General features: G+C 70.1%; 22 protein-coding genes and 1 tRNA gene. 4 read left to right on the forward strand and 19 right to left on the reverse strand.

Going from position 1 to position 26576, the window contains the following annotated elements; all coding sequences use genetic code 11:
• Window positions 1-107: 107 nt before the first annotated feature.
• A complete protein-coding gene (locus ACQEV2_RS14095) occupies window positions 108-1310 on the forward strand; it encodes a glycosyltransferase 87 family protein (RefSeq protein WP_433039960.1) in 1203 nt (400 codons plus the stop codon).
• Here ACQEV2_RS14095 and ACQEV2_RS14100 read toward each other — a convergent pair.
• The 8 genes from ACQEV2_RS14100 to ACQEV2_RS14135 form a co-directional block, all read right to left on the reverse strand.
• Window positions 1289-1522, reverse strand: coding sequence for a hypothetical protein (locus ACQEV2_RS14100; RefSeq protein WP_003976229.1), 234 nt, complete (start codon window positions 1520-1522; stop codon window positions 1289-1291). The two genes, ACQEV2_RS14095 and ACQEV2_RS14100, sit on opposite strands and share 22 nt — an antisense overlap.
• Window positions 1523-2027: 505 nt before the next feature.
• Window positions 2028-2100: transfer RNA gene (locus ACQEV2_RS14105), tRNA-Ala, on the reverse strand.
• 105 nt (window positions 2101-2205) lie between these two features.
• On the reverse strand, window positions 2206-2874 hold the full coding sequence (locus tag ACQEV2_RS14110) for a histidine phosphatase family protein (protein ID WP_433039962.1): 669 nt from the start codon (window positions 2872-2874) through the stop codon (window positions 2206-2208).
• A complete protein-coding gene (rsfS, locus tag ACQEV2_RS14115; RefSeq protein WP_433039964.1) occupies window positions 2871-3317 on the reverse strand; it encodes a ribosome silencing factor in 447 nt (148 codons plus the stop codon). The genes ACQEV2_RS14110 and rsfS overlap by 4 nt, the downstream gene beginning before the upstream one ends.
• A 190-nt stretch (window positions 3318-3507) precedes the next feature.
• Window positions 3508-5211, reverse strand: coding sequence for a LytR C-terminal domain-containing protein (locus ACQEV2_RS14120; RefSeq protein ID WP_433039966.1), 1704 nt, complete (start codon window positions 5209-5211; stop codon window positions 3508-3510).
• 25 nt (window positions 5212-5236) lie between these two features.
• A complete protein-coding gene (nadD, locus tag ACQEV2_RS14125; RefSeq protein ID WP_433039968.1) occupies window positions 5237-5875 on the reverse strand; it encodes a nicotinate-nucleotide adenylyltransferase in 639 nt (212 codons plus the stop codon).
• 105 nt (window positions 5876-5980) lie between these two features.
• On the reverse strand, window positions 5981-6118 hold the full coding sequence (locus ACQEV2_RS14130) for a hypothetical protein (RefSeq protein WP_433055240.1): 138 nt from the start codon (window positions 6116-6118) through the stop codon (window positions 5981-5983).
• A 155-nt stretch (window positions 6119-6273) separates the two neighbouring features.
• The gene (locus ACQEV2_RS14135) at window positions 6274-6435 is read right to left on the reverse strand and encodes a hypothetical protein (protein ID WP_433039970.1); all 162 of its coding nucleotides are present in this window, start codon (window positions 6433-6435) and stop codon (window positions 6274-6276) included.
• Window positions 6436-6578: 143 nt separating this feature from the next.
• Between ACQEV2_RS14135 and ACQEV2_RS14140 the strand changes: the two genes are divergently transcribed.
• Window positions 6579-7688: a M48 family metallopeptidase gene (locus tag ACQEV2_RS14140; RefSeq protein WP_433039972.1), complete on the forward strand. Its 1110-nt coding sequence runs from the start codon at window positions 6579-6581 to the stop codon at window positions 7686-7688.
• A gap of 61 nt (window positions 7689-7749) precedes the next feature.
• Here the strand turns inward: ACQEV2_RS14140 and ACQEV2_RS14145 are convergent, their stop codons facing one another.
• The 5 genes from ACQEV2_RS14145 to proB all read right to left on the reverse strand — a co-directional run bounded on the left by ACQEV2_RS14145 (window position 7750) and on the right by proB (window position 12884).
• Complete coding sequence (locus ACQEV2_RS14145) at window positions 7750-8823, reverse strand: hypothetical protein (RefSeq protein WP_433039974.1); 1074 nt, start codon at window positions 8821-8823, stop codon at window positions 7750-7752.
• Between the two features lie 121 nt (window positions 8824-8944).
• Window positions 8945-9520 (reverse strand): hypothetical protein, encoded by a 576-nt coding sequence (locus ACQEV2_RS14150; RefSeq protein WP_433039976.1) that lies wholly within the window; start codon window positions 9518-9520, stop codon window positions 8945-8947.
• 177 nt (window positions 9521-9697) lie between these two features.
• Entirely contained in the window at window positions 9698-10984 is a 1287-nt protein-coding gene (locus tag ACQEV2_RS14155) for a glutamate-5-semialdehyde dehydrogenase (RefSeq protein ID WP_433039978.1), read from the reverse strand.
• An 81-nt stretch (window positions 10985-11065) separates the two neighbouring features.
• On the reverse strand, window positions 11066-11503 hold the full coding sequence (locus tag ACQEV2_RS14160; protein WP_433054438.1) for a hypothetical protein: 438 nt from the start codon (window positions 11501-11503) through the stop codon (window positions 11066-11068).
• 274 nt (window positions 11504-11777) lie between these two features.
• Window positions 11778-12884 (reverse strand): glutamate 5-kinase, encoded by a 1107-nt coding sequence (gene proB, locus ACQEV2_RS14165; protein ID WP_433054441.1) that lies wholly within the window; start codon window positions 12882-12884, stop codon window positions 11778-11780.
• Between the two features lie 243 nt (window positions 12885-13127).
• On the opposite strand from proB, the gene ACQEV2_RS14170 reads away from it, so the two are divergent.
• Together ACQEV2_RS14170 and ACQEV2_RS14175 are read left to right on the forward strand one after the other, a co-directional pair.
• A complete protein-coding gene (locus ACQEV2_RS14170) occupies window positions 13128-14510 on the forward strand; it encodes a polysaccharide pyruvyl transferase family protein (protein ID WP_433039980.1) in 1383 nt (460 codons plus the stop codon).
• A 136-nt stretch (window positions 14511-14646) separates the two neighbouring features.
• Complete coding sequence (locus tag ACQEV2_RS14175) at window positions 14647-16719, forward strand: hypothetical protein (protein ID WP_433039982.1); 2073 nt, start codon at window positions 14647-14649, stop codon at window positions 16717-16719.
• Here the strand turns inward: ACQEV2_RS14175 and ACQEV2_RS14180 are convergent.
• From ACQEV2_RS14180 to ACQEV2_RS14205, 6 genes are all read right to left on the reverse strand, one after another.
• Window positions 16688-17914: a glycosyltransferase family 2 protein gene (locus tag ACQEV2_RS14180; protein WP_433039984.1), complete on the reverse strand. Its 1227-nt coding sequence runs from the start codon at window positions 17912-17914 to the stop codon at window positions 16688-16690. The genes ACQEV2_RS14175 and ACQEV2_RS14180 overlap by 32 nt on opposite strands.
• Window positions 17915-18157: 243 nt before the next feature.
• A complete protein-coding gene (locus tag ACQEV2_RS14185) occupies window positions 18158-20212 on the reverse strand; it encodes a hypothetical protein (RefSeq protein WP_433054444.1) in 2055 nt (684 codons plus the stop codon).
• 148 nt (window positions 20213-20360) lie between these two features.
• Window positions 20361-21860: a D-ribitol-5-phosphate cytidylyltransferase gene (locus ACQEV2_RS14190; RefSeq protein WP_433039986.1), complete on the reverse strand. Its 1500-nt coding sequence runs from the start codon at window positions 21858-21860 to the stop codon at window positions 20361-20363.
• A gap of 181 nt (window positions 21861-22041) precedes the next feature.
• Window positions 22042-23235 (reverse strand): hypothetical protein, encoded by a 1194-nt coding sequence (locus ACQEV2_RS14195; protein WP_433039988.1) that lies wholly within the window; start codon window positions 23233-23235, stop codon window positions 22042-22044.
• Window positions 23236-23328: 93 nt separating this feature from the next.
• Entirely contained in the window at window positions 23329-24888 is a 1560-nt protein-coding gene (locus tag ACQEV2_RS14200; RefSeq protein WP_433039990.1) for an alkaline phosphatase D family protein, read from the reverse strand.
• A gap of 178 nt (window positions 24889-25066) precedes the next feature.
• Window positions 25067-26551 carry a VCBS repeat-containing protein gene (locus ACQEV2_RS14205; RefSeq protein ID WP_433039992.1) on the reverse strand — a complete coding sequence of 495 codons (1485 nt, stop codon included), beginning with the start codon at window positions 26549-26551 and terminating at the stop codon, window positions 25067-25069.
• Between the last annotated feature and the right edge of the window lie 25 nt (window positions 26552-26576).

Raw genomic sequence — 26576 nt, forward strand, 5'->3', positions numbered from 1 at the left:
CTGGTCCGCCCAGTTTCCCCGGCGGCGACGCCAACATTACCGGTCGACCCAGTGCAGCACCAAATCGTTTCCACTCCGCGTCGATACGCACACTAATGTCGGGTCTCGTGACCGTGATCGCGTCCCCCGGAGTCCGCTGCCGAGCGCCGGTCGCTCTGGGCGCCTGCCTGGTCTCCTTCGCCGCGTTCTGGCTCGCGCAGCGTGCCGCCAACGTCTCGATGATCGACCTGATGGTGTACCGGGCCGAGGGCGCGACCGTACGCGCGGGAGGCGACCTGTACGCGCTGCGGACGACGGCCGCCCGGCTGCCGACCACCTACCCGCCGTTCGCAGCCCTGCTGTTCACTCCGCTGACGCTCCTCGACACGGCGACGGTGCGCGCTCTCGGGACAGCCGGGAACCTCGCGCTGTTCGTGGTGTTCGTACGGCTGTCCCTGCGTTTGGTCGGGCACGCGCGCGTGGAGAGCGTGTGGTGGGTCGCGGCGGTGGCCGTGTGGTGCGAGCCGGTGTGGACGACGCTGCGGTACGGGCAGATCAACCTGCTGCTCGCCGTCCTGGTGCTGTGGGATCTGTCACGACGCCCGGGAGGCCGCTGGGCCGGCGTCGGCATCGGGCTCGCGGCGGCCGTGAAGCTGACGCCGGCCCTGTTCGCGCTGTTCCTGCTCGCCACCGGTGCCGTGGCCCGGCGCCGGCGCGGGTCCGGCCGCCCCTGGCTGCGGCACGCGCGCGTGGCGGCCGCCTGGTTCGCCGGGGCGACCCTCCTCGCCGCGGCCGTACTGCCGTACGACTCCTGGCGTTTCTGGACCCGCATGGTGTTCGCGGTGGGACGCGTCGGGCACGCCGAGGACACCGCGAACCAGGCCCTGCGCGGCGTTCTCGCGCGGCTGCTGCACACTCCCGACCCCGGGGCCGCCTGGGTCGTCACGGCGGCCGTCGTGGCCGTGGCAGGGCTGGGCGTGGCCGTGGCGGCGGAGTTGCGCGGGCGGCGTGCCTGGGCGGTGGCGGTGTGTGCGGTGACGGGACTGCTCATCAGCCCGGTGTCCTGGTCGCACCACTGGGTGTGGTGCGTGCCGGTCGTCCTGCTCCTCGCCACGCGCGCGTACCGGGCCGCGGCCCTGGGCGGGCTGTTGGTCTTCTCCTCGTACGCCCTGTGGTGGGTACCGCACGGCCCAGGACGGCACGAACTACATCAAAACGGCGCCGAGTTGCTGGGCTCCGCCCTCTATGGAGCGGCGGGCTGCCTTTTTCTCGTGATCGCCGGAGTCACCCTCGGGGACCCCGGCCGCGATCAAGCCGTGACGAAGGAATAGAAGCGCTTGAGTGTGCAGTGTTCTTCGAGGAGGCGGCCGTAGATCGGTTCGCCCTCGAGTTCCCGGTAGGTCTCGATGGGGTCACCTTTTATGATCAGCGCCCGCGCGCATTCCTCGCACCAGTACTGGTAGTCGGGGTTCACCGGTTCCATGTCACGGACAATCGGCGTTCCGCTGCCGCACCAGTCGCACTTTCGCCTGTGTGCACCCATCGATCAGCTCCAGCTGTGGCCGCAGGCCGTGCACACGTAGGAAATTCCGCCGTTGTCGCCAAGGAGCTGGGCGACGTGGACGGAGCCGCAGGAAGGGCAGCTGAGGCGGGTGATCGTATCCCGTGTCAACGCTGCGTCGAAGAGGTGACCGACCTCTCCGAGGATGCTCGCAGGCATCGCTACTCCCTCCCGTCGGGCCGCGCCCCCTTCCGGCCGTTTGATTCTGCCACGGCCGGACCAATACGGTCAGCGACGCCTCAGTACCAGTCCGGACACGGCAGCCTCCACGGCCGTACGAACCGTCCGAACACGCACCCCAAAGCGCCTCATGAGAGGTATACGCCTGGCGGGCCCAAGTCACTCAAGCCGAACCGGAACAGTTCGGCACGGGCCGGTGCCGCGCGCGAACCGCACGTGCCGACCCGGCTGTTGATCCGAGCACCCGCCGCGGATACCAGAAGATCCCGCCGATCGAAGCGATCGGCGGGATCTTGTTGTCTCGCTGTGGAGCTAAGGAGAATTGAACTCCTGACCTCCTGCATGCCATGCAGGCGCTCTACCAACTGAGCTATAGCCCCTTGCGTTCCGTCCCCGCTCAGCGGGGCGAACAAGAAGAACTTTAGCCTGCGACCTGCCAGAAAGTGAAATCCGGGTCCCGCGTCGCCCCGACCGGGACCCCGGCGTCAGTCGTCGTCGCCGAGCACCGGCTCCGGCAGGGTGCCGGCGTTGTGCTCCAGCAGACGCCAGCCGCGGGCGCCCTCGCCCAGGACGGACCAGCAGCAGTTGGAGAGCCCGCCGAGGCTCTCCCAGTAGCGGGCCTCCAGGCCCAGCAGGCGGCCGATGGTCGTGCGGATCGTGCCGCCGTGGCTGACCACGACGAGCGTGCCGTCGTCGGGGAGCTTCTCGGCGTGCCGGAGCACGACGGGCGCGGCGCGGTCGGCGACCTCGGTCTCCAGTTCGCCGCCACCACGGCGCACCGGCTCACCGCGCTTCCACGCGGCGTACTCCTCGCCGTACCGGCCGATGATCTCCTCGTGCGTCAGCCCCTGCCAGACGCCGGCGTAGGTCTCGCGCAGGCCCTCGTCGTGCGTCACCTCCAGGCCGGTGAGCGCGGCCAGCTCGGCGGCCGTGTGCGCGGCGCGCTGGAGGTCGGAGGCGATGATCGCATCGGGCTTGAGGCTGACGAGCAGCCGGGCCGCGCGGCGGGCCTGGGAGACACCGGCCTCGGTGAGGGCGACGTCCGTGGTGCCCTGGAAGCGGCGCTCCACGTTCCACGAGGTCTGGCCGTGCCGCCACAGGATGATGCGGCGGCCCCGGCCGGACTTGCCCGCGAGCACGTCGCCGGCGCTCATCGCCACTCACCGCCCAGCTCGGCCGCCTCCTCGGCGGCCTGGAGCTTGGCGTGCTCCGCGGCCTTGCCGCGGGTGGCCTTGGCGTCGTCGGGCAGTTCCAGCTCGGGGCAGTCCTTCCACAGCCGCTCCAGGGCGTAGAAGACGCGCTCCTCGCTGTGCTGGACGTGCACGACGATGTCGACGTAGTCGAGCAGCACCCAGCGGGCCTCGCGGTCACCCTCACGGCGCACCGGCTTGGCGCCGAGCTCCTTCAGGAGCCGCTCCTCGATCTCGTCGACGATCGACTTGACCTGGCGGTCGTTGGGTGCGGAGGCCAGCAGGAAGGCGTCCGTGATCGACAGTACGTCGCTGACGTCGTAGGCGATGATGTCGTGCGCGAGCTTGTCGGCGGCCGCCTGGGCGGCGGTGTTGACGAGCTCGAGAGAACGGTCGGTAGCGGTCACTACGAAGCTTTCGGTAGGCAGCAGGTATCGGCTGGGGTCTGTGCAGCGTCGGCCGGGGGTGTGGGGGTTGTCCCCCACATGTTGCAGCCGGTCGGCGGTCGTTCGACACCCAGGGTCTCACGGACCGCCGACAGCACCCCACGTGATTATCGGCTCACGTGGGGTGGCCTGCGGTTATGCGGGCCAGCGGTCAGGAGGACGACGGCTCGTAGTCCTGGCCCAGCACCACCGAGACATCCGCGTTCGCGGACACCTCGCCCTTGGCGACCGCCCCGGCGGGCAGGCCCAGGGTCTTGGCGACCTCGGTGGCGTTCTCCTTGTCGGCGGCGTCGGCGTAGACGACCTCGGACGTGGCCGCGGTGGCGGCCGTACCACCCTCCAGGAAGGTGAAGCCGCCGTTCAGCAGCACCACGCGGGCCTTCTCGGTGTTGTCCTTGACGCCGCTGGCGTTGCGGATGGACACGCGCACGGCGGCGTCCTTGTCGGGGCTCTTGGCGGTGCCGCCGAGGACGTCCTTGACGACGCCGGCGCTCGCCTGGGCGCTGAGGGTGCCGTCGGTCTGGACGGGCAGCAGGGCCGTCTTGTAGTCGCCGCCCTTGGCGAGGTCGGCGAGCCGGGCGAGGAAGGCGCCGAGGTCCTTGTCGGTGAGCGGCGGCTCGATGATCATGCCCAGCGTCTGGATGGTGACGGTCGCGCCCTGCGTGTCCGAGGTCATCTTGCGCAGCACGGCCTGCATGACCTGCCCGAACCGCTCCAGCTGCGCGTTCTGTGCCTCGCCGGACGCCTGGTAGGTGGCGTAGGCGACGGCCATCTTGCCGCTGAGGGTCTGGGCCTTGCCCTTGCGGACGAGGGGCGCGGCGCCCTTGGATTTGGCGTCCGGGTCGGGCACGTCGGTGTTGGTGTCGACCTCGATGTTGCCGACCAGGTCGACGAGGTTCTGCAGATACGGGGTGTCCAGGCGCCAGGTGCCCTGGATCTCGGTGCCGAGGACGGTGTCGATCGCGTCGCGCGTCCCGGAGGAACCGTCGTCGTCGACCGACTTGGCGAGCGTGGTGGTGCTGCCGTCGTCGCCGGTCAGGGCGAGGGAGTTGGGGATCAGGACGGTCGTGCCCTGCTTGGTGGTGGTGTTGTCGACGAGCAGCGCCGTGGAGGTGCCGCCCTTCTTGGTGTTGTGCAGATGGACGACGATCACGTCACGCTTCTGGGCGCCCGCGGTCGTCGCGGTGTCGGTCTTCTCGTCCGACGACGACAGGCCGGGCAGCTTCCCGGCGTACCAGAGGTAGCCGACGCCGCCGGCCGCGACGAGCGCCAGGACGACCGCGAGGGCGATCACACGCGCGCGTGCCCGTCGCCTGGCCTCCTCGCGGCGCTCGGTGCGGTTCTCGGTGAACTTCAGCCAGTCGATGACGTCCTCGGAGTCCGAGTCGGGGTCCTCGACGAACGCGAACTGCTCGGTGTGGTACTCCCGGTTCCCCTGGTCCTGCGTCAGGGGTTCCTCGACCGGTCCGGCCTGGTGCGGGATGTAGGCGGTCTGCTCGGCGACCCGGGGCTGGTGACCGCTGGTGGCGGTACGGCCGTACGGGTCGTACGGCGGCGAGTGCGCGCCGGCGTGCTGCTGGTGCGTGCCGGTGCCGTACGCGTCGTAGGAGGGCGTGGGCGGCTGCCGGCCGGTGTCGCCGGTGGCGTAGGGGTCGTACGGCGGGACCGGCTGCTGTCGGCCGGTCGCGTACGGGTCGTAGCCGTAGCCCTGCTGGGCGTACGGGTCGTACTGCTGCTGGGGCGGCTGCTGCGACGGGATCTGCCGGTACACCGGCCGCCCGTACTCGTCGTAGCCGACGAGTTCGTACTGGTCGGCGCCCTGCCCTGCGGCTCCCGCGTCGTATCGGTCGTTCACCGTCGCCCCTCTCGGCTCACTCGCCTCACTCGCCGCGGTACAGCTCGCGTTTGTCGATGTAGCGCACGACTCCGTCCGGCACCAGATACCAGATGGGGTCGCCCTTTGCGACTCTCGCGCGGCAATCGGTGGACGAGATGGCCAGCGCGGGCACCTCGACCAGTGACACGCCGCCCTCGGGGAGCCCGGGGTCGTCGAGGTGGTGGCCGGGCCGGGTGACCCCGATGAAGTGCGCGAGGGAGAACAGCTCTTCGGAGTCCCGCCAGGTCAGGATCTGGCCCAGGGCGTCGGCGCCGGTGATGAAGAAGAGGTCCGTGTCGGGGTTGAGGGCGCGCAGGTCGCGCAGGGTGTCCACGGTGTACGTCGGGCCGCCGCGGTCGATGTCGATGCGGCTGACGGAGAACTGCGGGTTCTCGGCGGTGGCGATGACCGTCATCAGATAGCGGTCCTCGGCCGGGGAGACGTGCCGGTGGCTCTTCTGCCACGGCTGGCCGGTCGGCACGAACACGACCTCGTCGAGGTGGAACTGCGCGGCGACCTCGCTGGCCGCGACGAGGTGGCCGTGGTGGATCGGGTCAAACGTTCCGCCCATGACGCCGAGGCGGCGCTTGCCGTGGTGCGACGGGCCGTTTCCGGGGCCGGTAGGCATGTCCTGCTCTCCCATGCGTGCAGACCCTACCGGCCCCGTATGAAGGCTCCGGCCGACAGCTGCCCGGGTGGACCGGGAGGGGCCTGGTCGGGGCTCAGCGGTCGCGGTTGAAGCGCGTGGTCACCCACAGCAGGAGCAGCAGGATGAGAAATGCGCCACCCCGGTGGCCAGCGGGCTGATGCTGTCGTGGTTGCCCCCGTGCTCCTCGCCCTCGGCGGCGAGGGTGACGAACTGGGCAGCTGCGCTGTGGAGGCTCATCTTCGGCGTGACCTATCGGGTGTGGGCGGGATAAAGATGTCGGCTCATCGTAAGCGGGCGCCATGACGGCGATCACGCCGACTCCACCGTTGGGGAGCCGCCGACGGCCCGCGGGGAACCTTCCCTGAGAACCAGCGGGGAACCTTCCCGGGGGTTCATTCGTCCTTCCGCCTGTAGCCCCGCAACAGGAACCACGCGGTCAGCACACAGCCCACGACCATCACGATCAGTACGACCCGGAGCAGATTCCCCGCCCCCTGCTGCTCGGCCGCGCTCGCGGCTTCGGTGAGCCAGGCGGCTGAGGGGTTGTGTTCCATGGCGCGGAACTCCTTCGCTGTAGTGCCCGTCCACGGTAACTCCGCCTAGGCTGGGCTCTGCTTCGGGGGCGCAAAGGACGGAACAAGGCTCCGCAAAGGGGCCGCAGCGGCCATACACGCCACACAGGGCCATCCACACGCACATGGGGGAAGACATGTCCGACGGCCACGAGCACAACGGGCACGAGAACGTGCCGAGCAGGCAGCGCAGGCGTTTCCCGGGGATCTCCTCGCGTGCGTACGAGCACCCGGCCGACCGCTCGGCCCTGGTGGCGCTGCGGAAGCTGAGCGGCTTCGACACGGTCTTCAAGGCGCTGAGCGGCCTGCTGCCCGAGCGCAGCCTGCGGCTGCTGTTCCTGTCCGACTCGGTCCGGGTGTCGGACCAGCAGTTCGCGCACCTCAACGACATGTTGCGGGACGCCTGTTACATCCTGGACCTGGAGAAGGTCCCGCCGATGTACGTCAACCAGGACCCGGTGCCGAACGCGATGTGCATCGGCCTGGACGAGCCGATCATCGTGGTCACGACGGGCCTGGTGGAGCTGCTCGACGAGGAGGAGATGCGGGCGGTGGTCGGCCACGAGGTGGGCCACGCCCTCTCCGGCCACTCGGTCTACCGCACGATCCTCCTCTTCCTCACCAGCCTGGCCGTCCGGGTCGCCTGGATCCCGCTGGGCAACCTCGCGATCATGGCGATCGTGACGGCGCTGCGGGAGTGGTTCCGCAAGTCGGAGCTCTCCGCCGACCGGGCCGGCCTGCTCGTCGGCCAGGACCTCCAGTCCTCGATGCGCGGCCTGATGAAGCTCGCGGGCGGCCACCATCTGCACCAGATGAACGTGGACGCGTTCCTGAAGCAGGCCGAGGAGTACGAGGCGGGCGGCGACCTGCGCGACTCGGTCCTGAAGATCCTGAACGTCCTGCCCCGCTCCCACCCCTTCACCACGGTCCGCGCCGCCGAGCTGAAGAAGTGGGCCGAGTCCCGCGACCACCAGCGGATCATGGACGGCCACTATCCGCGCCGCTCGGAGGACAAGGACACCTCGGTCACCGACTCCTTCCGCGAGTCGGCGTCGCATTACGCCAACCACGTGAAGTCCTCCAAGGACCCCCTGATGAAGCTGGTCACGGACATCGCCGGCGGCGCGGGCGACCTGGGCGGGCGGGTACGGCGGGGATTCGGGGGTTTCACGAGTACGCCGCCCAAGGACGAGCCGAGGCGCGACGACCAGGACGGTCAGGACTCCGGCAACTGAGATTCTTCAGGGCCGACGGGGCCGCTGCATTGATCAGCGGCTCCGCCACGGGCCACCCCGCTCACACCTTCGGCTGCGACCCCACAGCCAGCGACCCGCACAGCGCCGTCGCCCCGCCCGTGGCATAGGGGTCGGTCCCCGCCGGTCCGCCCTCCTTGGCCGTCTGCCCCGCCAGCAGCGGATGCAGCCGGTTCGTCGAGTCGTCGGCGCAGGACAGCGGTCCGGCCTGGACGTAGGACACGACCAGCTGTGTCTGGTGCAGCCGCAGGTCCTCACGGTCGAACCGGAAGTGCAGCTCACGCCGGACGGTGAACAGCGACGCCTCGGCGGTCTTCTCCGCGTGGGCGGCCCTCAGGGCATACACGAACGTGTGGTCCGCGGTGACCTCAAGGGTGGAGGAGTCGGTCTCGGCGGCCTGCAGCGTGCCCTGCACCCGGATCCGGCGGTCGGCCAGCTCGGCTTGGGCGGGGTCGAAGCGAACCATCCACCCGGTCGGCGCATGCCGCCCGTCCGCGGCCGGCAGCCGGAAGCTCTGGTCGAACTGGTCCAGTTGATCGGGGTCGAGCAGCACCCGGACCGGCCGGACCTGGTTACCGGTGAGCACCTCCGGATACAGCGCGGACCGCACGATGTAGTCCTTGGCGATGCTCAGCGCACTCGTCACCTGACTGTCCGAGAAGTGCGCGGTACGCCGCGCGGCCGGCAGCGGTATGCCCTCCGCTCCGATGCGGAACTGCGCGGCGGGGCTCTGCGCGTACAGCTGGTCGGTGTCGGTCGTCCCGGGCACCTTGCCCTCGGGGGCGAGCGGGATCACGGTCATCCGCAGGGGCTCGGCGGGCGGTCCGGAAGCGGCGGGGTTCTGATAGGGATGCCGTACACCCATATAGATCGCCGTACCGAAGGCCACGGCGATCAACAGGACGAGGATCAGCGCCTGCCGGGACAGCCCCCGGCGCAGTGGTGGGCGGCGGCGCACAGCGGGCGCGTGGTCGGCCAGGCGCTCCTGCGCGGAGAACTCCTGAAGGCGGGCAGCGCGGACGAACGACTCGTCGAAGACGACGGATCGGTACTCGTCCTCGCCACCTCCGGGGCCGCTCTCGGGTGCCCCCTCGGGTGGGTCGCCAGGCCCTCCCATATCTTCAGAGTAGGTCGCGGGGAGCTCAGGTAAACGCCCTGGTACACGACAAGTTCTGACAGGTTCTCACCAGGTCGGTCGGGCAGCTCTCGGTAACGCTCAGGCCCTTGATCAGGCCCGATCAGGGCGTGCGCGGGGTCGCCGAGACGGCCGGCGGCGAGTAGTCGGCGGAGGCGGAGGGAGCCGCTCCGCTGCCTTGTTCCAGCCCGGTGGACGCGGGTGGCGGTACCTGGTCCCGGCTACCGGAGGAGGCGCCGCGGTAGACCGCGGTGAAGGCCAGCGCGACCATGCCGATGCCCATCACGAGCGCGAGCACCCAGGCGACGGGACGGTGCCAGCGGACCTGCTTGCCGTACATCCCGGGGGCGCCGTAACGGCCCTCGAGGATGTCCGTGTCGTCCAGATCGTCGAACTCCGGGTCATGGCCGAAACCGGTGTGGTCGTCGGGGCCGTACCCGTCCTCGTACCGCTCGCCCCGGCCGTGTGCGCGGCGCGCTTCCGCCTCGGAGGCCTCTGCTCTCGCCTGGGCGGCGGCAAGGAGGCGCTCGACGGCGGTCGGCTCGTGCACCACGGCCGCCCGTACGAAGGCCTCGTCGAAGACCACGGAGGCGAACTCTTCGTCCGACACCCCGCGGTCGTGGTCGTCGTCGGGCTCCCAGCCGTCAGGGAACGGCGTGCCCCCCACGTCCTCCGGCACGGCTCCAGAGTAGTCCTGGGGGTTCAATTTGGGCAGACGGTATGGAAATTCATCCGCCCTGTGAGACGCCTGTCGTGCTGCACGGGAGCGGCCCGGGGGCGTGTGTCGGGCGCATATGCCCTGGCCGTGCGCCCTGCGCCGCCCAGCCCTCCGACGCGCCCCCGCACAGCAGGAACGTCAGCGGCGTACGTGCCCGTCCCCGGTGACGATGTACTTCGTGCTGGTCAGCTCCGGCAGGCCCATCGGGCCACGGGCGTGCAGCTTCTGCGTGGAGATGCCGATCTCCGCGCCGAAGCCGAACTGACCGCCGTCCGTGAAGCGCGTGGAGGCGTTCACGGCGACCGTCGTGGAGTCGACCAGCTGGGTGAAGCGGCGGGCGGCCTGCTGCGAGGTCGTGACGATGGCCTCGGTGTGGCCGGAGGTCCACAGGCGGATGTGCTCGACGGCCTTGTCCAGCGAGTCCACGACCGCGGCGGCGATGTCGTACGACAGGTACTCGGTCTCCCAGTCCTCCGCCGTGGCCTCGACGACGGTCGCCTTGGAGTCCTTGCCGTACGCCATGACCCGCTCGTCGGCGTGCACGGTGACCCCGGCCTCCGCGAGCGCGTCCAGGGCGCGCGGCAGGAACTCGGGGGCGATGTCCTGGTGGACGAGGAGGGTCTCGGCGGCGTTGCAGACGCTGACGCGCTGGGCCTTGGAGTTGATCAGGATCTCGATCGCCATGTCGAGGTCGGCGTTGGCGTCGACGTAGACGTGGCAGTTGCCGGTGCCGGTCTCGATCACCGGAACGATGGACTCCGAGACGACCGTCTGGATCAGCGAGGCGCCACCGCGCGGAATCAGCACGTCGACCAGGCCGCGGGCCCGCATCAGCTCGCGCACGCTCTCGCGGCTCTCCCCGGGCACCAGCTGCACGGCGTCGGCGGGCAGCCCGGCCCCGCCCACGGCGTCGCGGATCACCCGGACGAGAGCGGTGTTGGACTCGTACGCCGAGGCCGAGCCACGCAGCAGCACGGCGTTGCCGGACTTCAGGCAGAGGGCTGCGGCGTCCACGGTGACGTTCGGGCGGGCCTCGTAGATGATCCCGACGACGCCCAGCGGGACGCGGACCTGGCGCAGGTCGATGCCGTTGGGCAGCGTGGAGCCGCGGACGACCTCGCCGACCGGGTCGGGCAGCGCGACGACGTCCCGCACGTCGGAGGCGATGGCCCGCACCCGCTCCGGCGTCAGCGTCAGCCGGTCGATGATCGCCTCGCTCGTGCCGGCCTCGCGGGCCTTGGCGATGTCCCGGGCGTTGGCCTCGACGATCTCGCTCGTACGGACCTCCAGGGCGTCCGCGATGGCGAGCAGCGCGTCGTCCTTCTCGGCCCGCGGCAACGGGGCGAGGTCGGCGGCGGCGGCCTTGGCGCGGTAGGCGGCCTGGGTGACCGGGGTCATGGAGTCGTACGGCGAGAGCGTGGTCATGAGAAAAGGTTAGTGCGCTACGGGGTCCGGTTCATCGCGCATCCCAAACCCCGAGACAAGCGCACAGGCCACTCAAGACGCTCAAAAGGGGTGGACGCCCACCGGGGTCGCCGGCAGCGGCCCGTACCCTTCCGCGATCCGCTGGTGGTAGGTCTCGCGGTCGATGACCTCCAGGCCGACGATCTCCCAGGGCGGCAGCTTGGCGGTCTGCCGGTGCTCGCCCCACAGGCGCAGGGCGACGGCGGCCGCGTCGTGCAGGTCGCGGGCCTCTTCCCAGTAGCGGATCTCGGCGTGGTCGTTGGCGTATCTGCTGGTCAGCAGAAAGGGGTGGTCGTGGGCGAGCTGTTCCAGGCCGCGCCGTACGTCCTTCAGCGGGGCCTCCTGGCCGGAGACGCTGAGGGTGACGTGCCACAGGCGAGGCAGGTCCTCGGGCTCCTCGTACCGGTCGCCGGCCGCGACGCTCGTCAAGGCGCGCGCCGCCTCACCGACCGTGCGGGACGCCGCCGCCCCAGGGCGCACTCGTCTCACGACGGCCTCCTTCACGCAAGAGTCGAGCAGTGCGGAATGTGTCCCTGAGACAAAGTTGAGCAGGCCGCAAGGGATCGCGGGGCGGTTTTGCGGAACGTCCACCTCGGGGTGACTTCTATTGCGGGGCGTTCCCCCTGTTTTCGGCCGGGGGTCCGGGGGTTGTCCCCCGGGGCAATGCAGCGCGGAACGTCCACCTCGGGGTGACTTCTCTTGCGGGGCGTTCCCCCTGTTTTCGGCCCGAGGCGTGGACCGCCCCTCCCTGCGCTCAGGGATGCAGAATCACGAGATCGTCCCGGTGCACGACCTCGCGCTCGTACTCCGCCCCCAGCTCCCGAGCCAGCTCCCGCGTGGACCGCCCGAGCAGTTGCGGGATCTCCTTGGCGTCGAAGTTGACGAGCCCGCGCGCGACCGCGTGCCCCCGGCTGTCGCGCAGCTCGACCGGGTCGCCCGCGCTGAACTCGCCCTCGACGGCGGCGATTCCGGCCGGCAGCAGGGACTTGCGGCGTTCGACGACCGCCCGTACGGCGCCGTCGTCCAGCGTCAGCGAGCCCTGCGGGGTGGAGGCGTGCTGCAGCCACAGCAGCCGGTCGGCGGAGCGCTTGCCGGTGGCGTGGAAATAGGTACCGGTGTCGCCGCCGGAGAGCGCCTCGGCGGCGTGGATCGCGCTGGTGAGGACGACCGGGATTCCGGCGGCGGCCGCGATCCGGGCCGCCTCGACCTTGGTGACCATGCCGCCCGTGCCGACGCCGGCCTTGCCCGCGCTGCCGATCTCGACGTGGGCGAGGTCCTCCGGCCCTCGGACCTCCGCTATCCGCGAGGTGCCGGGCTTGCTGGGGTCGCCGTCGTACACGCCGTCGACGTCGGACAGCAGGACCAGCAGGTCGGCCCGCACCAGATGCGCCACCAGCGCGGCGAGGCGGTCGTTGTCGCCGAAGCGGATCTCGTCGGTGGCGACGGTGTCGTTCTCGTTGACGATGGGGAAGGCGCCCATCGCCAGGAGCTTGTCGAGGGTGCGGGAGGCGTTGCGGTGGTGGACGCGGCGGCTCATGTCGTCGCTGGTGAGCAGCACCTGGCCGACGCGGACGCCGTAGCGGGCGAAGGAGGCGGTGTAGCGGGCGACGAGCAGCCCCTGGCCGACGCTGGCGGCGGCCTGTTGGCGGGCCAGGTCCTTGGGGCGCCGGCGCAGGCCCAGCGGGGCGAGACCGGCTGCGATGGCACCCGAGGAGACGAGGACGATCTCCTTCTCCCCGCCGCTGCGGCTCTTGGCGAGGACGTCGACGAGCGCGTCCACCCGGTCGGCGTCCAGGCCGCCCGACGCGGTGGTCAGCGAGGAGGACCCCACCTTGACGACGATCCTGCGAGCCTCGCCCACGGCCTGCCTTGCCCCTGCCACCTGTGCTCTTTCCCCTCGCGCGCGTCCGGTTCCCCTGCCCGGCAATCTACGCGAAGCGGCGCGGGCGGCGCGCGGGCATTCCAGCCTCCGGACGGGCAGGGCGTAGCAGTTTGCTCACGCTTCGCGTACGGCAAAAAGGTTGCGTTGGTTACCTATAGAAAACAAAGACCACGCAAACATAATTTGAACGCTGTGCCACACCATGCTCACCCTGCCGCCCGCGTGAAGCGCATCCTCCTCCGCTCGGGAAAGAGCCCCTACGAGGTCGTCTCCGTCGAGGAGGCACTCCATCGGGACGTCATCGCCACCAACTCCGGCAACCTGATCTTCAGCGACGCCACCCACAAGATCCTGGAGACCCCGCACACCGAGGTCGTCTCGAACGGCATCCGCACAGATGTCTCGGCGGCGGCCCGGATCAACGAGGAGTACGACGCCTTCGTCGTGCCGCTCGCCAACGCGTTCCGGCCGTCGTTCGAGGCACAGTTGAAGCGGCTGACGCGGCTGATCACCAAGCTGAAGATCCCGGTGGTCGTCGTGGGGGTCGGCGCGCAGGCCGGGGTCGGCTACAACGCGGGGCGGCTGAAGGCCATCGAGCCCGCGGTGCGCGAGTTCGTCTCCGCGGTGCTCGACCGCAGCGCCTCCATCGGGGTGCGGGGCGAGTTCACCGAAAAGTACCTGAGGGACCTGGGGTTCCGGGACGTCGAGGTCATCGGCTGCCCGTCACTGTTCCTGTACGGCAAGGACCTCACCGTCACCAAGCGGGAGCCGGCCCTCACCACCGGCTCCCGGATCGCGGTCAACGGCTCGCACAGCGCGGTCAGGTCCCAGGGCCTGGACCGCGTCATCGCCGACGCCCACGCCCGCTATCCCCACCTGCGCTTCATCGGCCAGAACCTCAGCGACGCGCGGCAGTTGCACTGGCGGGACCTGTCCGACCCGAACGCGCTGGTCACGGCGATGCCGACGCACCCCGACCACCCGATGTACCGGGAGGACAAGGTCCGCGTCTACGTCGACCCGGTCACCTGGATCGACGACCTGCGCGCCTTCGACTTCTCCTTCGGCTCGCGCATCCACGGCAACATCGCGGCCCTGCTCGCGGGCACGCCGGCGACCGTGCTGTGCGGTGACTCGCGGACGCTGGAGCTGTGCCGCTACTTCGGCATCCCGCACCGCCGGATCGACAAGCTGCCCGAGGACCTGGACCCGGCGTCGCTGTACGAGGAGGCCGACTTCGGCGCCCTGATGGGCGGTCACCAGGAGCGGTTCGAGCGGTTCACGGGGTTCCTGGACAAGAACGGCCTGGAGAACACGTTCACGCACGGCGACGGAGGCCAGGCCTTCGAGCAGCGCATGCGGTCGCTGTCCTTCCCGGCGGGCATCCGCCCCTGGAACGACGCCGACCTCGCCTCCCTCACCACCCGGTTCGGCTGGCTGCAGAGCCGTATCACGGAACTCGGCGCGGACAACGAGCGGCTGAGACGCGAACTGGCCCGCGCCGGCAAGTCGGGCACGGCAGCACCGGCGGCGTCCGTGTACCGGCGCGCGCGCCGTGTCGTGGGCCGCCCCATCCGCCGGGCGCTGCAGTCGGGACGGCAATAGCGGGCAACACCAGCGGGGACGAAGGTCTCCGCACGTGGTCACTCCATGCCCTCAGGACACGTGCGTGTCGTCTGCAGGCCGCCGCGCGTTAACCCGGTCGCACGACCGTCCCGCCGCGACCTTGGAGTGACCGCAGTTGCCCACACCCCTGTCCCGCATCCCGGCGAGAGCCCTCGTCACGGCTCTCCTGGTCGCAGCCTTCTGCGGCCAGGCCGTGGGTGCGCTGCGCCCGCACGTCCCGCTGCTGCTCGCCGCGACGGTCGTGTCCCTGGCCGTCGAGGGCGTGCTGTACCGCTGGCACCGGGGCATGCTGTCGGTGTTCGCCAAGTCGCACGCGGACATCACCGTGCGCCATGTGCTGCGGGACCTGCTGCTGGTCGTGGCGCTGCTGCGGCTCGGCGAGCAGCACCGCGAGACGCTGTACACGCCGCTCGTCGCGGGCCTGCTCGCCTTCTACGCCCTGCACTGCGCGATCCAGGCGGTCTCGGTGCTGGTCCGCCGCACCCGCACCCTGCCGGTGGTCACCCGCAACATCGACGCCTCCGCGCTGCGCCTCTCCCCCGCCCCGCCCGTCCTGCTGCGCCGCCCCGGCCATCGCCTGCTGGCCTTCGGTCTCCCGGCCACGGCGGGCCTGCTGACCACGACGGCCACCGACGACCCCCGCTGCGCGGCCCTCGGCATCGCGCTGTCCCTCGGGCTCGCCCTGCTGGGCCTGTACGACCTTGTCGTACGGCTGCTGCCGAGCCGCCGCCCGGCGGGTGAGCAGGAGGCGCTGAAGTGGCTCGACGCGTGGCTGGCCGAGTACCGGCCGACGGTCGGCCTGTACTTCTCCGGCGGCGCGTCCTCGGCGTACCAGGCGAACATGTGGCTGGAGCCGCTCGCGAAGCTGGACGGGCGTCCGCTGATCGTGCTGCGCGAACGGTTCATGGTGCAGAAGATCGCGCCGACCGACGTCCCGATCCTGTGCCTGCCGAAGGTCTCGACGCTGATGCACCTGGAGCAGTCCACGCTCCAGGTCCTCATCCACCCCTCGAACTCCGGCAAGACCTCCCAGATCCTGCGCATCCCGACGCTCAAGCACACCTTCGTCAACCACGGCGAGAGCGACAAGCTGTCGTCCTGCAACCCGTACGCGAAGGCCTACGACGAGGTGTGGGTGGCCGGTCCGGCGGCGCGTGAGCGGTATGCGCAGGCCGAGGTCGGGGTCGAGGACAAGGACGTGGTGGAGATCGGGCGGCCGCAGCTGGAGGCCGTACGGCCGTACGCGGGCCCGCCGACAGGGGCGTACACCACTGTCCTGTACGCGCCGACCTGGGAGGGCTGGGACGGCAACCCCGGCAACACCTCGCTGATCGAGGCCGGCGAGAACCTCGTACGGGCGCTGCTCGCGGACCCTGGCGTGCGGCTGCTGTACAAGCCGCATCCGCTGACGGGGTCGGTGGATCCGCGGGCGGGCGCGGCCGATCTGCGCATCCGCGAGCTGATCAGGGCGGCGAACCGGGAGCGGGCGGGCGAGCGGCCGCGCGACACCGGGGAACTGGCTCTGTGTACCCAGGAGTTGGACCGTCTCACCACGACGACCGTCCGGGCGGCCGCCGATCAGGTCGAGCGGATGCTGCTCCAGTCGGCGCCGGAGCCGGGGCGGGCGGAGGCGGTGGCGCGGGCGACGGAGGCCTGGGAGGAGGCGTACTGGGCGTCGCTGCCGGAGTGGGAGCACCAGGTCGTCACGGACGTCCGGCCCGCGCTGTACGCCTGCTTCAACCAGGCGGACCTGCTCGTCAGCGATGTGTCGAGCGTGATCAGCGACTTCCTGGCGAGCGGGAAGCCGTACGCCGTGGCGAACACCAGCGGCCTCGCGGAGGACGTGTTCCGCAAGGCCTTCCCGACCGTGCGCGCGGCGACCGTGCTGACGCCGGACGCGGCCGGGGTGCCGGAGCTGCTGGACGCGGTGCGGCACCCCGAGAAGGACGAACTGGTCGAGGCGCGGGCGGAGTTGAAGCGCCACCTGCTGGGGCCGGACGAGCCGACGTCACAGGTGCGCTTCAACGAGGCCGTACGGGCGCTGTGTTCGGCCGCCCTGGAGCACCGGGAGCGGATGGAGGAGCGGCTGGCGCAGGAGCTGCATCCGGCAGCCGCTGCGGGGCGGGCCGCGGAGGTCCCCGACCAGCGCCGGTCCGTCACGCCGCAGCAGCCCGCCCGCCCGGCGTAGCCCGGCCCGAGGCCTTCAGCATCCGGCGTGCCTTGCGGACCGCGCGCCGCAGGAACGAGTCCGTACCGCCCTCCCGGTACCCGGGGAAGACGCGGGCCTCGCGCGGTTCGGCGAGGTACACGGAGTCGGGTATCCCCGCTGCCGGGTCCCGGAAGTACGGGTAGGCGAGGTAGACACGGCGGCCCTTCTTCTCCAGGAGGGCCGCCGCCTGCTTCTTGGCCTTGAGGAACTCCACGACCGGCAGCAGGAGGTCGGGGCGCCGCTCGGCGACCAGGTGCAGCCGCAGGCGCTCGTTGACCTTGAGGCGGCGGGCGACGCCCGGGGTCCAGTAGGCGTCCATGAGGGGGCCGGCCAGCTCGAGCTTGTGCTCCCTGACCTTCTCGCTGTCCTTGGCGTACTTGGGGCCGAACTGGGGCAGCAGGGTGATGAGGAAGGGGCGGACCATGAGCAGGTCGCGCCGGTCGCCCGCCGGAACGAGCTCGGCGATCAGGTTCATCAGGGCGCGCGCGGAGTCGAAGCGCAGGGTGTAACCGCCGCTCTTGGTCACGTGCTTGCCGTCGTCGCGGCCCACCAGGTAGTAGCAGGTGTAGTCGGCGACCACGGAGACGCCGTCGGCCCGCAGATAGGCCTCCATCGTGAACAGTGCGTCCTCGCCGGTCCACAGGGACTCGTCGAAGCGCATGTCGTGCCGGGTCAGCAGCTCGCGGCGGAAGAGTTTCTGTGCGCTCAGCGTGAACTTGATGTTGGAGGAGAAGACGTCGGTCCGGTCCAGCGTCTTGCCCCACATCGACTTCGGCGCGGTGCGGTTGACGCCCTCGACCCGGCCGAGGACGACGTCCGTGCCGTTCTTGTCGGCCATCGCGACCATGCGCTCCAGGGCCTCGGGGCCCAGCCGGTCGTCGGCGTCCAGGAAGAAGACGTAACGCCCGGTCGCCTTGCCCAGACCGACGTTGCGCGGGCCGCTGGGGCCCCCGGAGTTCTCCTGCCGGATCACGGTGACCGGCATCGGCGCGCGGGCGGCGAACTCCTCCAGGCACTCCCCCGTGCCGTCCGTAGAACCGTCGTCGACGGCGATGACCTCGATGCGCTCCGGGTCGATGGTCTGTGCCTCGACGGATGCCAGGCACTCGACCAGGTATGGCATCGCTTCGTACGCCCCGATGATCACAGTCACATCAGGCTGCGTGACGGTCACGTTTCCCCCTTGTCAACGGGATATTTCCCCCGTATCGCCTCATTCGCTACCTGGTAGACGACTGGGCGTTGCAAGCGGTTGCCTCACAGGCGCGTTTTGGTGAGTCAGATCACATCGTGAACCTGACATGGACTCACGCTATTCGGGAAACGTAAGAGGCTTGCTAGAGGCGATATGGCCAATACCAAAACGGCGCGGCCCCCGAGGATTCCCTCCCCGGGGGCCGCGCTCTTGGTTCGCAGGTCAGGCCGTCACATCACCCTCGGCCACCGACACCCGCTGCTCGGGGATGGCCGCCGCCCGTGACTCCTGGCCGACATTGCGCGTCTCGGCCTTGATCGCCAGGTTCGCCACCGCGGTGTTGAACTGCTCGATGGAGGTCGGCTCGTCCGGGCCGAGCAGGTACCGCTTGAGCTCCTTGCGGTCCTCGGCCAGCGGGTCGGCGGACGGGTCGCGGACGGCGTCCAGCAGCTCGCCCAGCTCGGCCGCGCTGTTGGACAGGATCGTCGCGGCGCGCACGGCCGTGTTCTGCCGCTTGAACTCCTCCACGCCCAGCTCGGCGGAGTCGGTGACGGCGTAGGGCTTGCCGCTGGCGATGAAGTCGGAGACCACGCTGGAGATGTCGGAGACCATCGCGTCGGAGACGTTGAAGCAGTCGTACAGACGCGGCTCGGCGCCCGTGATGACGCGGTGCTCGTGGCCGGGGACGGACCGCCAGTACGCGTCGTTCCACTCGGCGCGCAGCCGGGCGATCTCCTCGTGCTTGGCGACGTCCAGCAGGCCGTCGCGGGTGGCCTCGGCCTCGTCGCCGCCACCGCCCGCCTTGCCGCCCTTGCTCTTGCCGGACAGCTCGGCCAGCCGCGCCTCGATACGGGCCAGCTCGGCCTTGGCGGCGGCCTGCGCGGCGGTGTCGGCGGTGAAGCGCGGGTCGGTGGCACGCTCGGCGGCGGCCTGCTCGACCAGGGCGGTGATCCGCTTGTGCGCGGCGCCGGCCTCCTTGCTGACGGTGCCGGTGAAGGGGTGCGGCTTGTACAGGACGCGGACCGGCGGGTCGGCCTTCACCAGCTTCTTCACGATGTTCTCGCCGGCCAGCACGATCGAGGTGTTGCCGGGGTTGCCGTCCCAGCCCTCCCAGGTCGGGGCGTACAGAACGGTCGGGATCCGGCCCTCGGGGACGCCGTGCCAGCCCTGGATCGGCGCCAGCTGCGGGCGGCCGACCTCCACGATGTCCTCGTCGCGGACGCCCACGTCGGCTATGGCGTAGCGGTCGCGGCCCGCGCGGCCGGCGGTCCACACCTCGTCGTAGACCTTGCTGTACGGGTTGACGCTGGCCAGCTTGTCGCTGTCGCCGTGGCCGATGAAGACGTGCTTCATGGTGGGGACGCGCAGCAGGTGGATGTTCTTGCCGACGTTCGCCGCGTACAGCGCGACGCGCACGTTGGACAGGTCCAGGTTCATCAGGTGCACCCCTCCGGGCACGCAGATGACGGGGACCGTGGTGGCCGCCAGGTTGTTCAGGATGACCCGCTCGCGCAGGATGATCAGCGGCTTGGAGTCCAGCTGCTCCATGGTCTCCAGCCACATGTTGACCTGGTAGGCGGAGTCCTTGGAGCCGGAGAAGTACAGCACCGTCTCGGGCCGGTACTCGCGCAGCCAGTCGTCGACGGCGGCCAGGACGGTCTCCGCGTTCGGCGGGATCTTGCGGCCGCGGACGTACGGGACGAGCGCCAGCACGTAGAGGCAGCCCAGGGCCACCGTGACGCCGATGCCGACGAAGCCGGCCACGGCCGACTCCAGGGCGGCCGAGACGAGGATGCCCGCGACGGCCGCGAGGTCGAGGTGCAGCATCTTCTCGGCGGAGCGGTGCAGCAGCCCCCGCGGCGGGGCGTCCGGGATACGGATGCGCGAGGCGAGGTCGACGTTGCGGGTGGCGACCGGCATACGGCGGCGGTTGCGGATCAGGGTGACCAGCGCGCCGTGCGGGGCCTGGAGGCCGTAGAAGGCGATGAAGCAGGCGATCGCGCCGTAGTAGATCAGGTCGTCCGCGAAGCCGAGCCGGGCCAGCAGCAGGATCAGCAGGAGCTGTCTGATCAGGAACCGGATCGACAGACCGGCGCGCACCTTGCTCAGGCGGTTGACCAGATAGCTGCCCTTGCGGTGCAGATAGTGGTCCGCCAGGTACGTCACGGCGGCCGCGGCCGCGAAGGCGGGAACGCTCGGGACGAGCGCGGCCAGCATGAGTGCCGGGAAGCCCAGCATCATGAAGGCCGCCGCGGCCAGCTCGGCCGCGCTGCCCACCCGGGCGACGCGAATAGCGGTGGATATCACGGAGAACCTGCTCTGGAGGGAGGGGCCGGTCTGGAGGGGGAAGGACTCAGGCCCCTGTGAATTCTTCGTGAACGAAGAATCGCAGAGGCCTGAATTCCATAAGGCTATTGACTCGCGATTATGCCATGCCGTCCTGGCGGTCCAGAACACTGGCCAGCGCCTGCTCGAAACCGGACGCCTTGCCGGCGGCCGCCGTCGGGTCCTGCTGGCGGACGTCGATGACATGACCGGTCAGCTCGGACAGCAGCACGTCGAGGGAGGTGCGGGCCACGGCCTCGGAGGAGAGCAGGCTGCCCGCGGGCTCCTGGCCGAAGGCCTTGGTGCGCATCGGCGTGGCGGTGCGCTCCGGGTTGATGCAGTTGACGCGGATGCCGTCGCCGGCCCACTCGTCGGACAGGGCCTGGGTGAGGTTCACCATGGCGGCCTTGGTCGAGGAGTAGAGGCTGTACTCGGCGCGGCCGCGGGTGTAGCTGCTGGAGGTGTACAGCAGCAACTGGCCCTTGGTCTCGGCCAGGTACTTGTACGAGGAGCGCGCGATCTGCACCGGGGCGAGGTAGTTGACCTTCAGCGCCTCCTCGATGGTGGCGTTGTCGGTCTCGGCGAGCTTGCCGATGCGCAGCACACCGGCGGTGTTGACGACGTAGTCGATGCGCCCGGTCTCGGCGTACGCCTTGGACAGCGCGTCGTCGACCTCCTCCGGGTTCTCGACGTGCGTGCCGGTGGTGGAGCGGCCGAGCGCGTACACCGTGGAGCCGTAGGACTCGGCGAGTTCGGCGATGTCCTTGCCGATGCCGTACGAGCCGCCGAAGACGACGATCGTCTTGCCGGTCAGGAGCTGACGGTAGGCCTCCTCGCTCACCTGCTCGGGAGCGGCGGTGGAGGCCAGCTGGAACAGCTTGTCGGCGATGAAGACGTCGACGGGCTGGGTGACCTTCATGTTGTACTCGTCACCCGCGACGACGTGGATCGGCACGTCCGGCAGGTACTTGAGCACGACGGAGCAGTCGTCCGTGGCCTGGAAGTTGGGGTCGCCGGCGGCGACCTCGTAGGCCCGCTTGATCGTGGACAGCTTGAAGGCCTGCGGGGTCTGGCCGCGGCGCAGGCGGGAGCGGTCCGGGATCTCGGTGATGAACTCGCCGTCCTCGCCGTGGGTGCGGGTCACGATGATGGTGTCCGCGGACGGGATGGCGACGTCGACGGCCTGGTAGCGCTCCAGCGCCACGACACAGTCGTCGATGACGCGCTGTGACAGCAGCGGGCGTACGGCGTCGTGGAACAGGACGTTGAGGTCCTCGCCCTCGGCCAGACCCTCGCCGAGGGCGGCGATGGCGCGCTCGGTGGTCTCGTTCCGGGTCGAGCCGCCCTCGATGATCTTCTTTACCTTCGTGAACCCGGCCTTGGCGACGATCTTCTCGATGTCCGGCACATACCCGGGCGCCATCAGCACGATGACGTCGTCGATCGAGTCGGCCTTCTCGAAGGTGGTCAGGGTGTGCTCGATGACTGCCTTGCCGGCGATCTTCAGCAACTGCTTGGGGATCGACAGACCCACGCGCTGACCGGTACCGCCGGCCAGGATCACTGCGGTGGTACGGGGCTTGGCTATGTGCTGGGACACAGGTGACCTACCTTGTGGCGACTGGGAACTTGGAAATGGTCCCACTTGGGGTTACCGCAGTGCAAGGTGAGCGTCCCCGCCTGCATATGTGCGCGCAACCTGTCATTCACCTTGCACGCCTGGTCATTGTCGGGAGGCCCTCCGCAGGTTCCGGGTAATTGCTGTGAGTAACGGCACAGGTTCAGCGAAGCCGTAGTCGCTTGAGGCAGCGATGGCCGAGTACCCGCACCAGCTCCGTCGACGACGTCTGGTGAACCGTACGCGACTTGGCGGCCGCGGTGTGCCGCACCGGCGCGGCAGCCGCCGCCGCGAGCGCTCCGTACAGCGCCCGAGCCGCAGCTTCGGGGGCGATGCGCGGCTCGGCATCAGTTGGGGTCGCGGGTTTCGGCACAGCTGACAAAAGCCGCATGTCGCCCAGAATGCGCACCCCCGTCCCACCCATACGCTCCGCCATCTCCGCACCGATCTCCGCGGCGGCCTCGACGGCCCACCGCGGCGTACCGATCTTCACGTCACCGGGACCAGGGATGCACGTGTTCTTCATATGCATCACGGCACCGTTCCGGACAAGTTGCGAATAGAGCTCCTCGGGGAGTTCATTGGCGCGGAATTCCTTATTAAGATTCCGCAGCATTTCGGTCTCGGCGAGGGTGAGCGAGCGATTCGCCGCGTCCGGAACGGGACGCAGAAGACGCGCCGGCAGTCCGAGCAGCGCCTCGAAGGTGCGCATCAGCCCCTCCCGGTCCCGGTCGTCGACCACGACGACGGTGACCCGCTCGGGGCCGACCACCCGGGCCCAGCGCCCGACCAGCCGGTCATGCCGGTGCCGGCGCCAGAAGCTCGGGTTGGGCCTGTCGTACGGCGGCTTCCTGAGCATGTGCTCCAGCCAGTCCTCGTAGCCCATGCGCAGGCCGTTCTGCACGTACTGCTGCCACTGCGAGGGCATGATCTTGGCCAGCGGGCGCAGGGTGACCAGCACGTGCACGCGGTCGCCGCCGAGCTGCTCGACGATCCGCCGGACGGTGTCGTCGTCGGGGGCGTCGGCGAAGAACTCGCTGCTGATCACCGAGGTGCGCCGGCCCGTGGCGCGCACCTGCTCCAGCAGCCGCTCCCAGTGCCGCGCGGTCGGCCGGGCGTCGCCCATCATGCCGGTGCGGGCGCAGGCGGCCAGAACCGCCTCCATGGGGTGCCGGGTGGTGGCCGGCCATGCGACGCCGTGCCGGGCCATCTCGTCCTTCGCCGCGAACAGCGCGCCCTGGATCGAGGTCGTGCCCGTCTTGTGCGGGCCGATGTGCAGCAGGCGGGTCCCGGGCGACAGCGGGGTGATCACACCGTCGCCGTCCGGGAGTTCAGCTCTCGTACAGTCCGTCTCCATGGCAAGAGGACGGTAAGAGGACTTGCTGAGAGAGCGCTGAGAGGGGCCTGGGACGTACCTGAATCCCGGGCCCCTCATCGGGGGTGACGCGCGTTACACGACCTCGACGCCGGGCCGTCCCGCCTCGACCCGCAGCCGTGCCAGCGTGCTGGGCGTAGCGGTCTGCTGGCGGACCGTGTCCACTATGCGCACCTGCGCGTCGATGCCGTCGCGGCGGATGTCGAAGAGGTGGTAGCCGCGGTGGGCGTCGAGCAGCTTCCAGTGCGGGTTGTCCGGCAGGCGCGGGTCCCACTCCCGGTGGAAGGCGGCCTGGTCCTGGTCGCCGTTGCTGGAGATGGACGTCCCCACGAACTCGGCGCCGACGACGTCGGAGTCCGGATCGGCGTAGTCCTCCTTGAGGTCGCTGATCATCGTGAGGTGGCGGTCGCCGGTGAACACGACCGGGTTGCGGACGTGCTTCAACTCCTGCATCAGGGCGTTGCGTTCGGCCTGGTAGCCGTCCCAGGCGTCGTAGAACCAGAGCTTGCCCGGGCCGACCTGGAGATCGGTCTCGGCCATCATGATCTGCGAGCCGATCATGTTCCAGCGGGCCGGCGAGTGCCGCAGCCCGTCGACCAGCCACTGCTTCTGCTCGGCGCCGAGCATCGTGAGTGAGGGGTCCTGGGCGCCTTCCTGGCTCTTGGCCTGGTCGCTGCGGTACTGCCGGGTGTCCAGCACGCTGAGCCGGGCCAGGCGGCCGAACTCCAGGCGGCGGTACATCTGGATGTGCGGGCCGTTCGGGATGGCGCTCGCGCGGACCGGCATGTGCTCGTAGTACGCCTGGTAGGCCGCGGTGAGGCGGGCCACGAAGGCGTCGTGCGGCTGCTTGTCGGGGTCCTGCGGGATCTCGCCGGCGAAGTCGTTGTCGACCTCGTGGTCGTCGAAGCTGACCACCCAGGGCGCGTTCGCGTGCATCGCGGCGAGGTCCGGGTCGGTGCGGTACTGCGCGTACCGGTTGCGGTACTGGACGAGGGTGTACGGCTCCCCCGTGCCCTCGTGGCGGCGCAGGGCCGTCGCCGACGGCGTCGACTCGTAGATGTAGTCGCCGACGAAGAGGACGAAGTCGGGGTCCTGGGCCAGCATGTCGGCGTACGGCGTGAAGTAGCCGTGCTGCCAGTTCTGGCAGGAGGCCAGCGCCATGCGCAGATGGCCGCCGGAGCTGTGCGGGTGGGGCGCGGTGCGGGTGCGGCCGGTCGGGGAGAGCTGGCTGCCGGCGCGGAAGCGGTACCAGTACGTACGGCCCGGGCGCAGGCCGCGGACGTCGACGTGCACGCTGTGGCCGAGCTCGGGCCGGGCCTGGGCGACGCCGCGGCGCACGACCTTTCTGTACCGCTCGTCCTCGGCGAGCTCCCACTCGACCGAGACGACGCTGTCCGGCATCCCGCCGCCGCCCAGCGGGTCGGGTGCGAGCCGCGTCCACAGCACGATGCCGTCCGGCAGCGGGTCGCCGGAGGCCACACCGAGGCTGAACACGCCGTCGGGCAGCGGCGTTTCGGCGGCCCGGGCGGCGGTCGGCAGCCACAGCTGGGCGGAGGCCGCGGCGCCGAGTACCGCGGCGCCCGCGGTCAGAAAACGGCGGCGGTCGGGGGATACGGGTCCGGACACTCCGGTCATCGACGAACTCCCTTACCTCACTGGCCTCTTGGACACTTCGGATGCTCATGCTTCAGGGCGGTACGCCCGATGAACGGCATACCTCGCGTGCATGACAAATAGGGAGACAACAGAAGACCCGTCGCAGCGCAAGAACGCGTCTTTGCCACAACGGGTCTGATGCTTGATCAGCGGTTGATCAGTAGTTGAATCCGGACCCCAGCTTGGCGTTGGCGGCGACCGTGCCCAGGGTCCCGCCGCCGAAGGTGAACGAGCCGGTCGGGGTGATGCCGGACGAAGTCGACCTGAACACCCACACCGATCCGGCGCCCGCGTTCTCCCCCGGTGCGCCGACGACGAGTTCGGCGCGGCCGTCGTGGTTGGCGTCCACGAGGTGGGTGGTGCGGCCGAAGGCGTCGTTGCTCTCCGCCGCGCCCGGGACGCCGGTGGTGTTCTGGTTGAAACCCTGGGCGCCGCTGCCGGTCAGGCCGCTCGCGCTGCCGCGCAGCACGATGACACCGCCGGTGTTGCTCAGCCCGTCGAAGTCCTCGCCGGGCACGCCGGTCGAGACGTCGGCGTAGCCGTCGCCGTTGACGTCGGCGACGGAGACATCGGCGCCGAAGCCGTCCATCCGCTCGGCGGCGCCCGGGACTCCGGAGCTGTCCTGGTTGACGTACATCGCCTTGGTGCCGTCGGGCCCGTTCGCGCCGCCGGGGACGAAGGTGACCCGGCCGCCCAGGGGGATCGGGGTGTTGGCGTCGCTGTCGTAGCCGTCGACCGGACGGCCCACGATGATGTCGTCGTACCCGTCGCCGTTCACGTCGCCGAGATCGAGGGACTCGCCGCCCTGCACGCGCCAGCCCCTGCTGTCCTCGAGCACGACCTTCTCCGCAAGCCCGCCCGGCGTGCCCCGCCAGTACGTGATGCGCCGGGCGTCGTACTCGTCGCCGTCGTTCATAGTGCCGACGACGTCGTCGATGCCGTCACCGTTCACGTCACCGGTGGCCAGGTCGAGGAAGCGCGGGTCGGAGTCGTCCAGGATCGTCTGCTCCCCGCCCTTCGCCGCACCGTCCCGGCCGAAGGGGCCCTTGATGACGCGCAGCTTGACCAGGCTCTCGACGACCACCAGATCCGAGGCGCCGTCCCCGTTCACGTCACCGACGGTCAGCTCGCCCTTGGCGCTCAGCCGGTCGTAGGTGTTCTTCCCGTACGCCAGCGTCGACCCGCCGGACAGACCGCCCGCGCCGCCCCAGACGACCTCCACCTGCCCGGTCTCGGCGCCGCCCTCGACGCTGTCCTCACCGGTGACGCCGACGATCAGGTCGTCGTAGCCGTCCTGGTCGAGGTCGGCGGTGCTGAGCGCGCTGCCGAACTGGTCGTCGGTCTCCGCGGAACCCGGTATGCCGGTGGTGTTCTGGCTGATCACCTGCTTCGAGGCGGTGGTGAGCCCGCTCGCCGAGCCGTACAGCACGGCGACGTAACCGGCCTTGGTCTTGCCGCCGACGGTCGCCTCGGGGGCCGCGATCGCGACATCCGAGTAGCCGTCGCCGTTGAAGTCGTCCTGGAGCTTTGTGGCAGCGGTCGGCGTGTCACCCGAGGCCTGGGCGACCGGCAGGGCGGCGGCTCCGGTCACCGTCAGGACGGCGGCGAGTCCCGTACGCCACGTTGCTTTGCGCCTGTTCATGGTGCTCTCCTCTGGATTTCGTGGG

The sequence above is a fragment of the Streptomyces sp. CA-251387 genome (genome assembly GCF_050936625.1).
Lineage (GTDB): Bacteria > Actinomycetota > Actinomycetes > Streptomycetales > Streptomycetaceae > Streptomyces.

Coding starts and splice junctions, on each gene's coding strand:
- ACQEV2_RS14100 (WP_003976229.1), bottom strand. CDS start 1,522: ATGGGTGCACACAGGCGAAAGTGCGACTGGTGCGGCAGCGGAACGCCG.
- ACQEV2_RS14110 (WP_433039962.1), bottom strand. CDS start 2,874: ATGAGCGCCGGCGACGTGCTCGCGGGCAAGTCCGGCCGGGGCCGCCGC.
- nadD (WP_433039968.1), bottom strand. CDS start 5,875: ATGGGAGAGCAGGACATGCCTACCGGCCCCGGAAACGGCCCGTCGCAC.
- ACQEV2_RS14130 (WP_433055240.1), bottom strand. CDS start 6,118: ATGAGCCTCCACAGCGCAGCTGCCCAGTTCGTCACCCTCGCCGCCGAG.
- ACQEV2_RS14135 (WP_433039970.1), bottom strand. CDS start 6,435: ATGGAACACAACCCCTCAGCCGCCTGGCTCACCGAAGCCGCGAGCGCG.
- ACQEV2_RS14140 (WP_433039972.1), top strand. CDS start 6,579: ATGGGGGAAGACATGTCCGACGGCCACGAGCACAACGGGCACGAGAAC.
- ACQEV2_RS14145 (WP_433039974.1), bottom strand. CDS start 8,823: ATGGGAGGGCCTGGCGACCCACCCGAGGGGGCACCCGAGAGCGGCCCC.
- ACQEV2_RS14155 (WP_433039978.1), bottom strand. CDS start 10,984: ATGACCACGCTCTCGCCGTACGACTCCATGACCCCGGTCACCCAGGCC.
- ACQEV2_RS14195 (WP_433039988.1), bottom strand. CDS start 23,235: ATGGAGACGGACTGTACGAGAGCTGAACTCCCGGACGGCGACGGTGTG.
- ACQEV2_RS14200 (WP_433039990.1), bottom strand. CDS start 24,888: ATGACCGGAGTGTCCGGACCCGTATCCCCCGACCGCCGCCGTTTTCTG.
- ACQEV2_RS14205 (WP_433039992.1), bottom strand. CDS start 26,551: ATGAACAGGCGCAAAGCAACGTGGCGTACGGGACTCGCCGCCGTCCTG.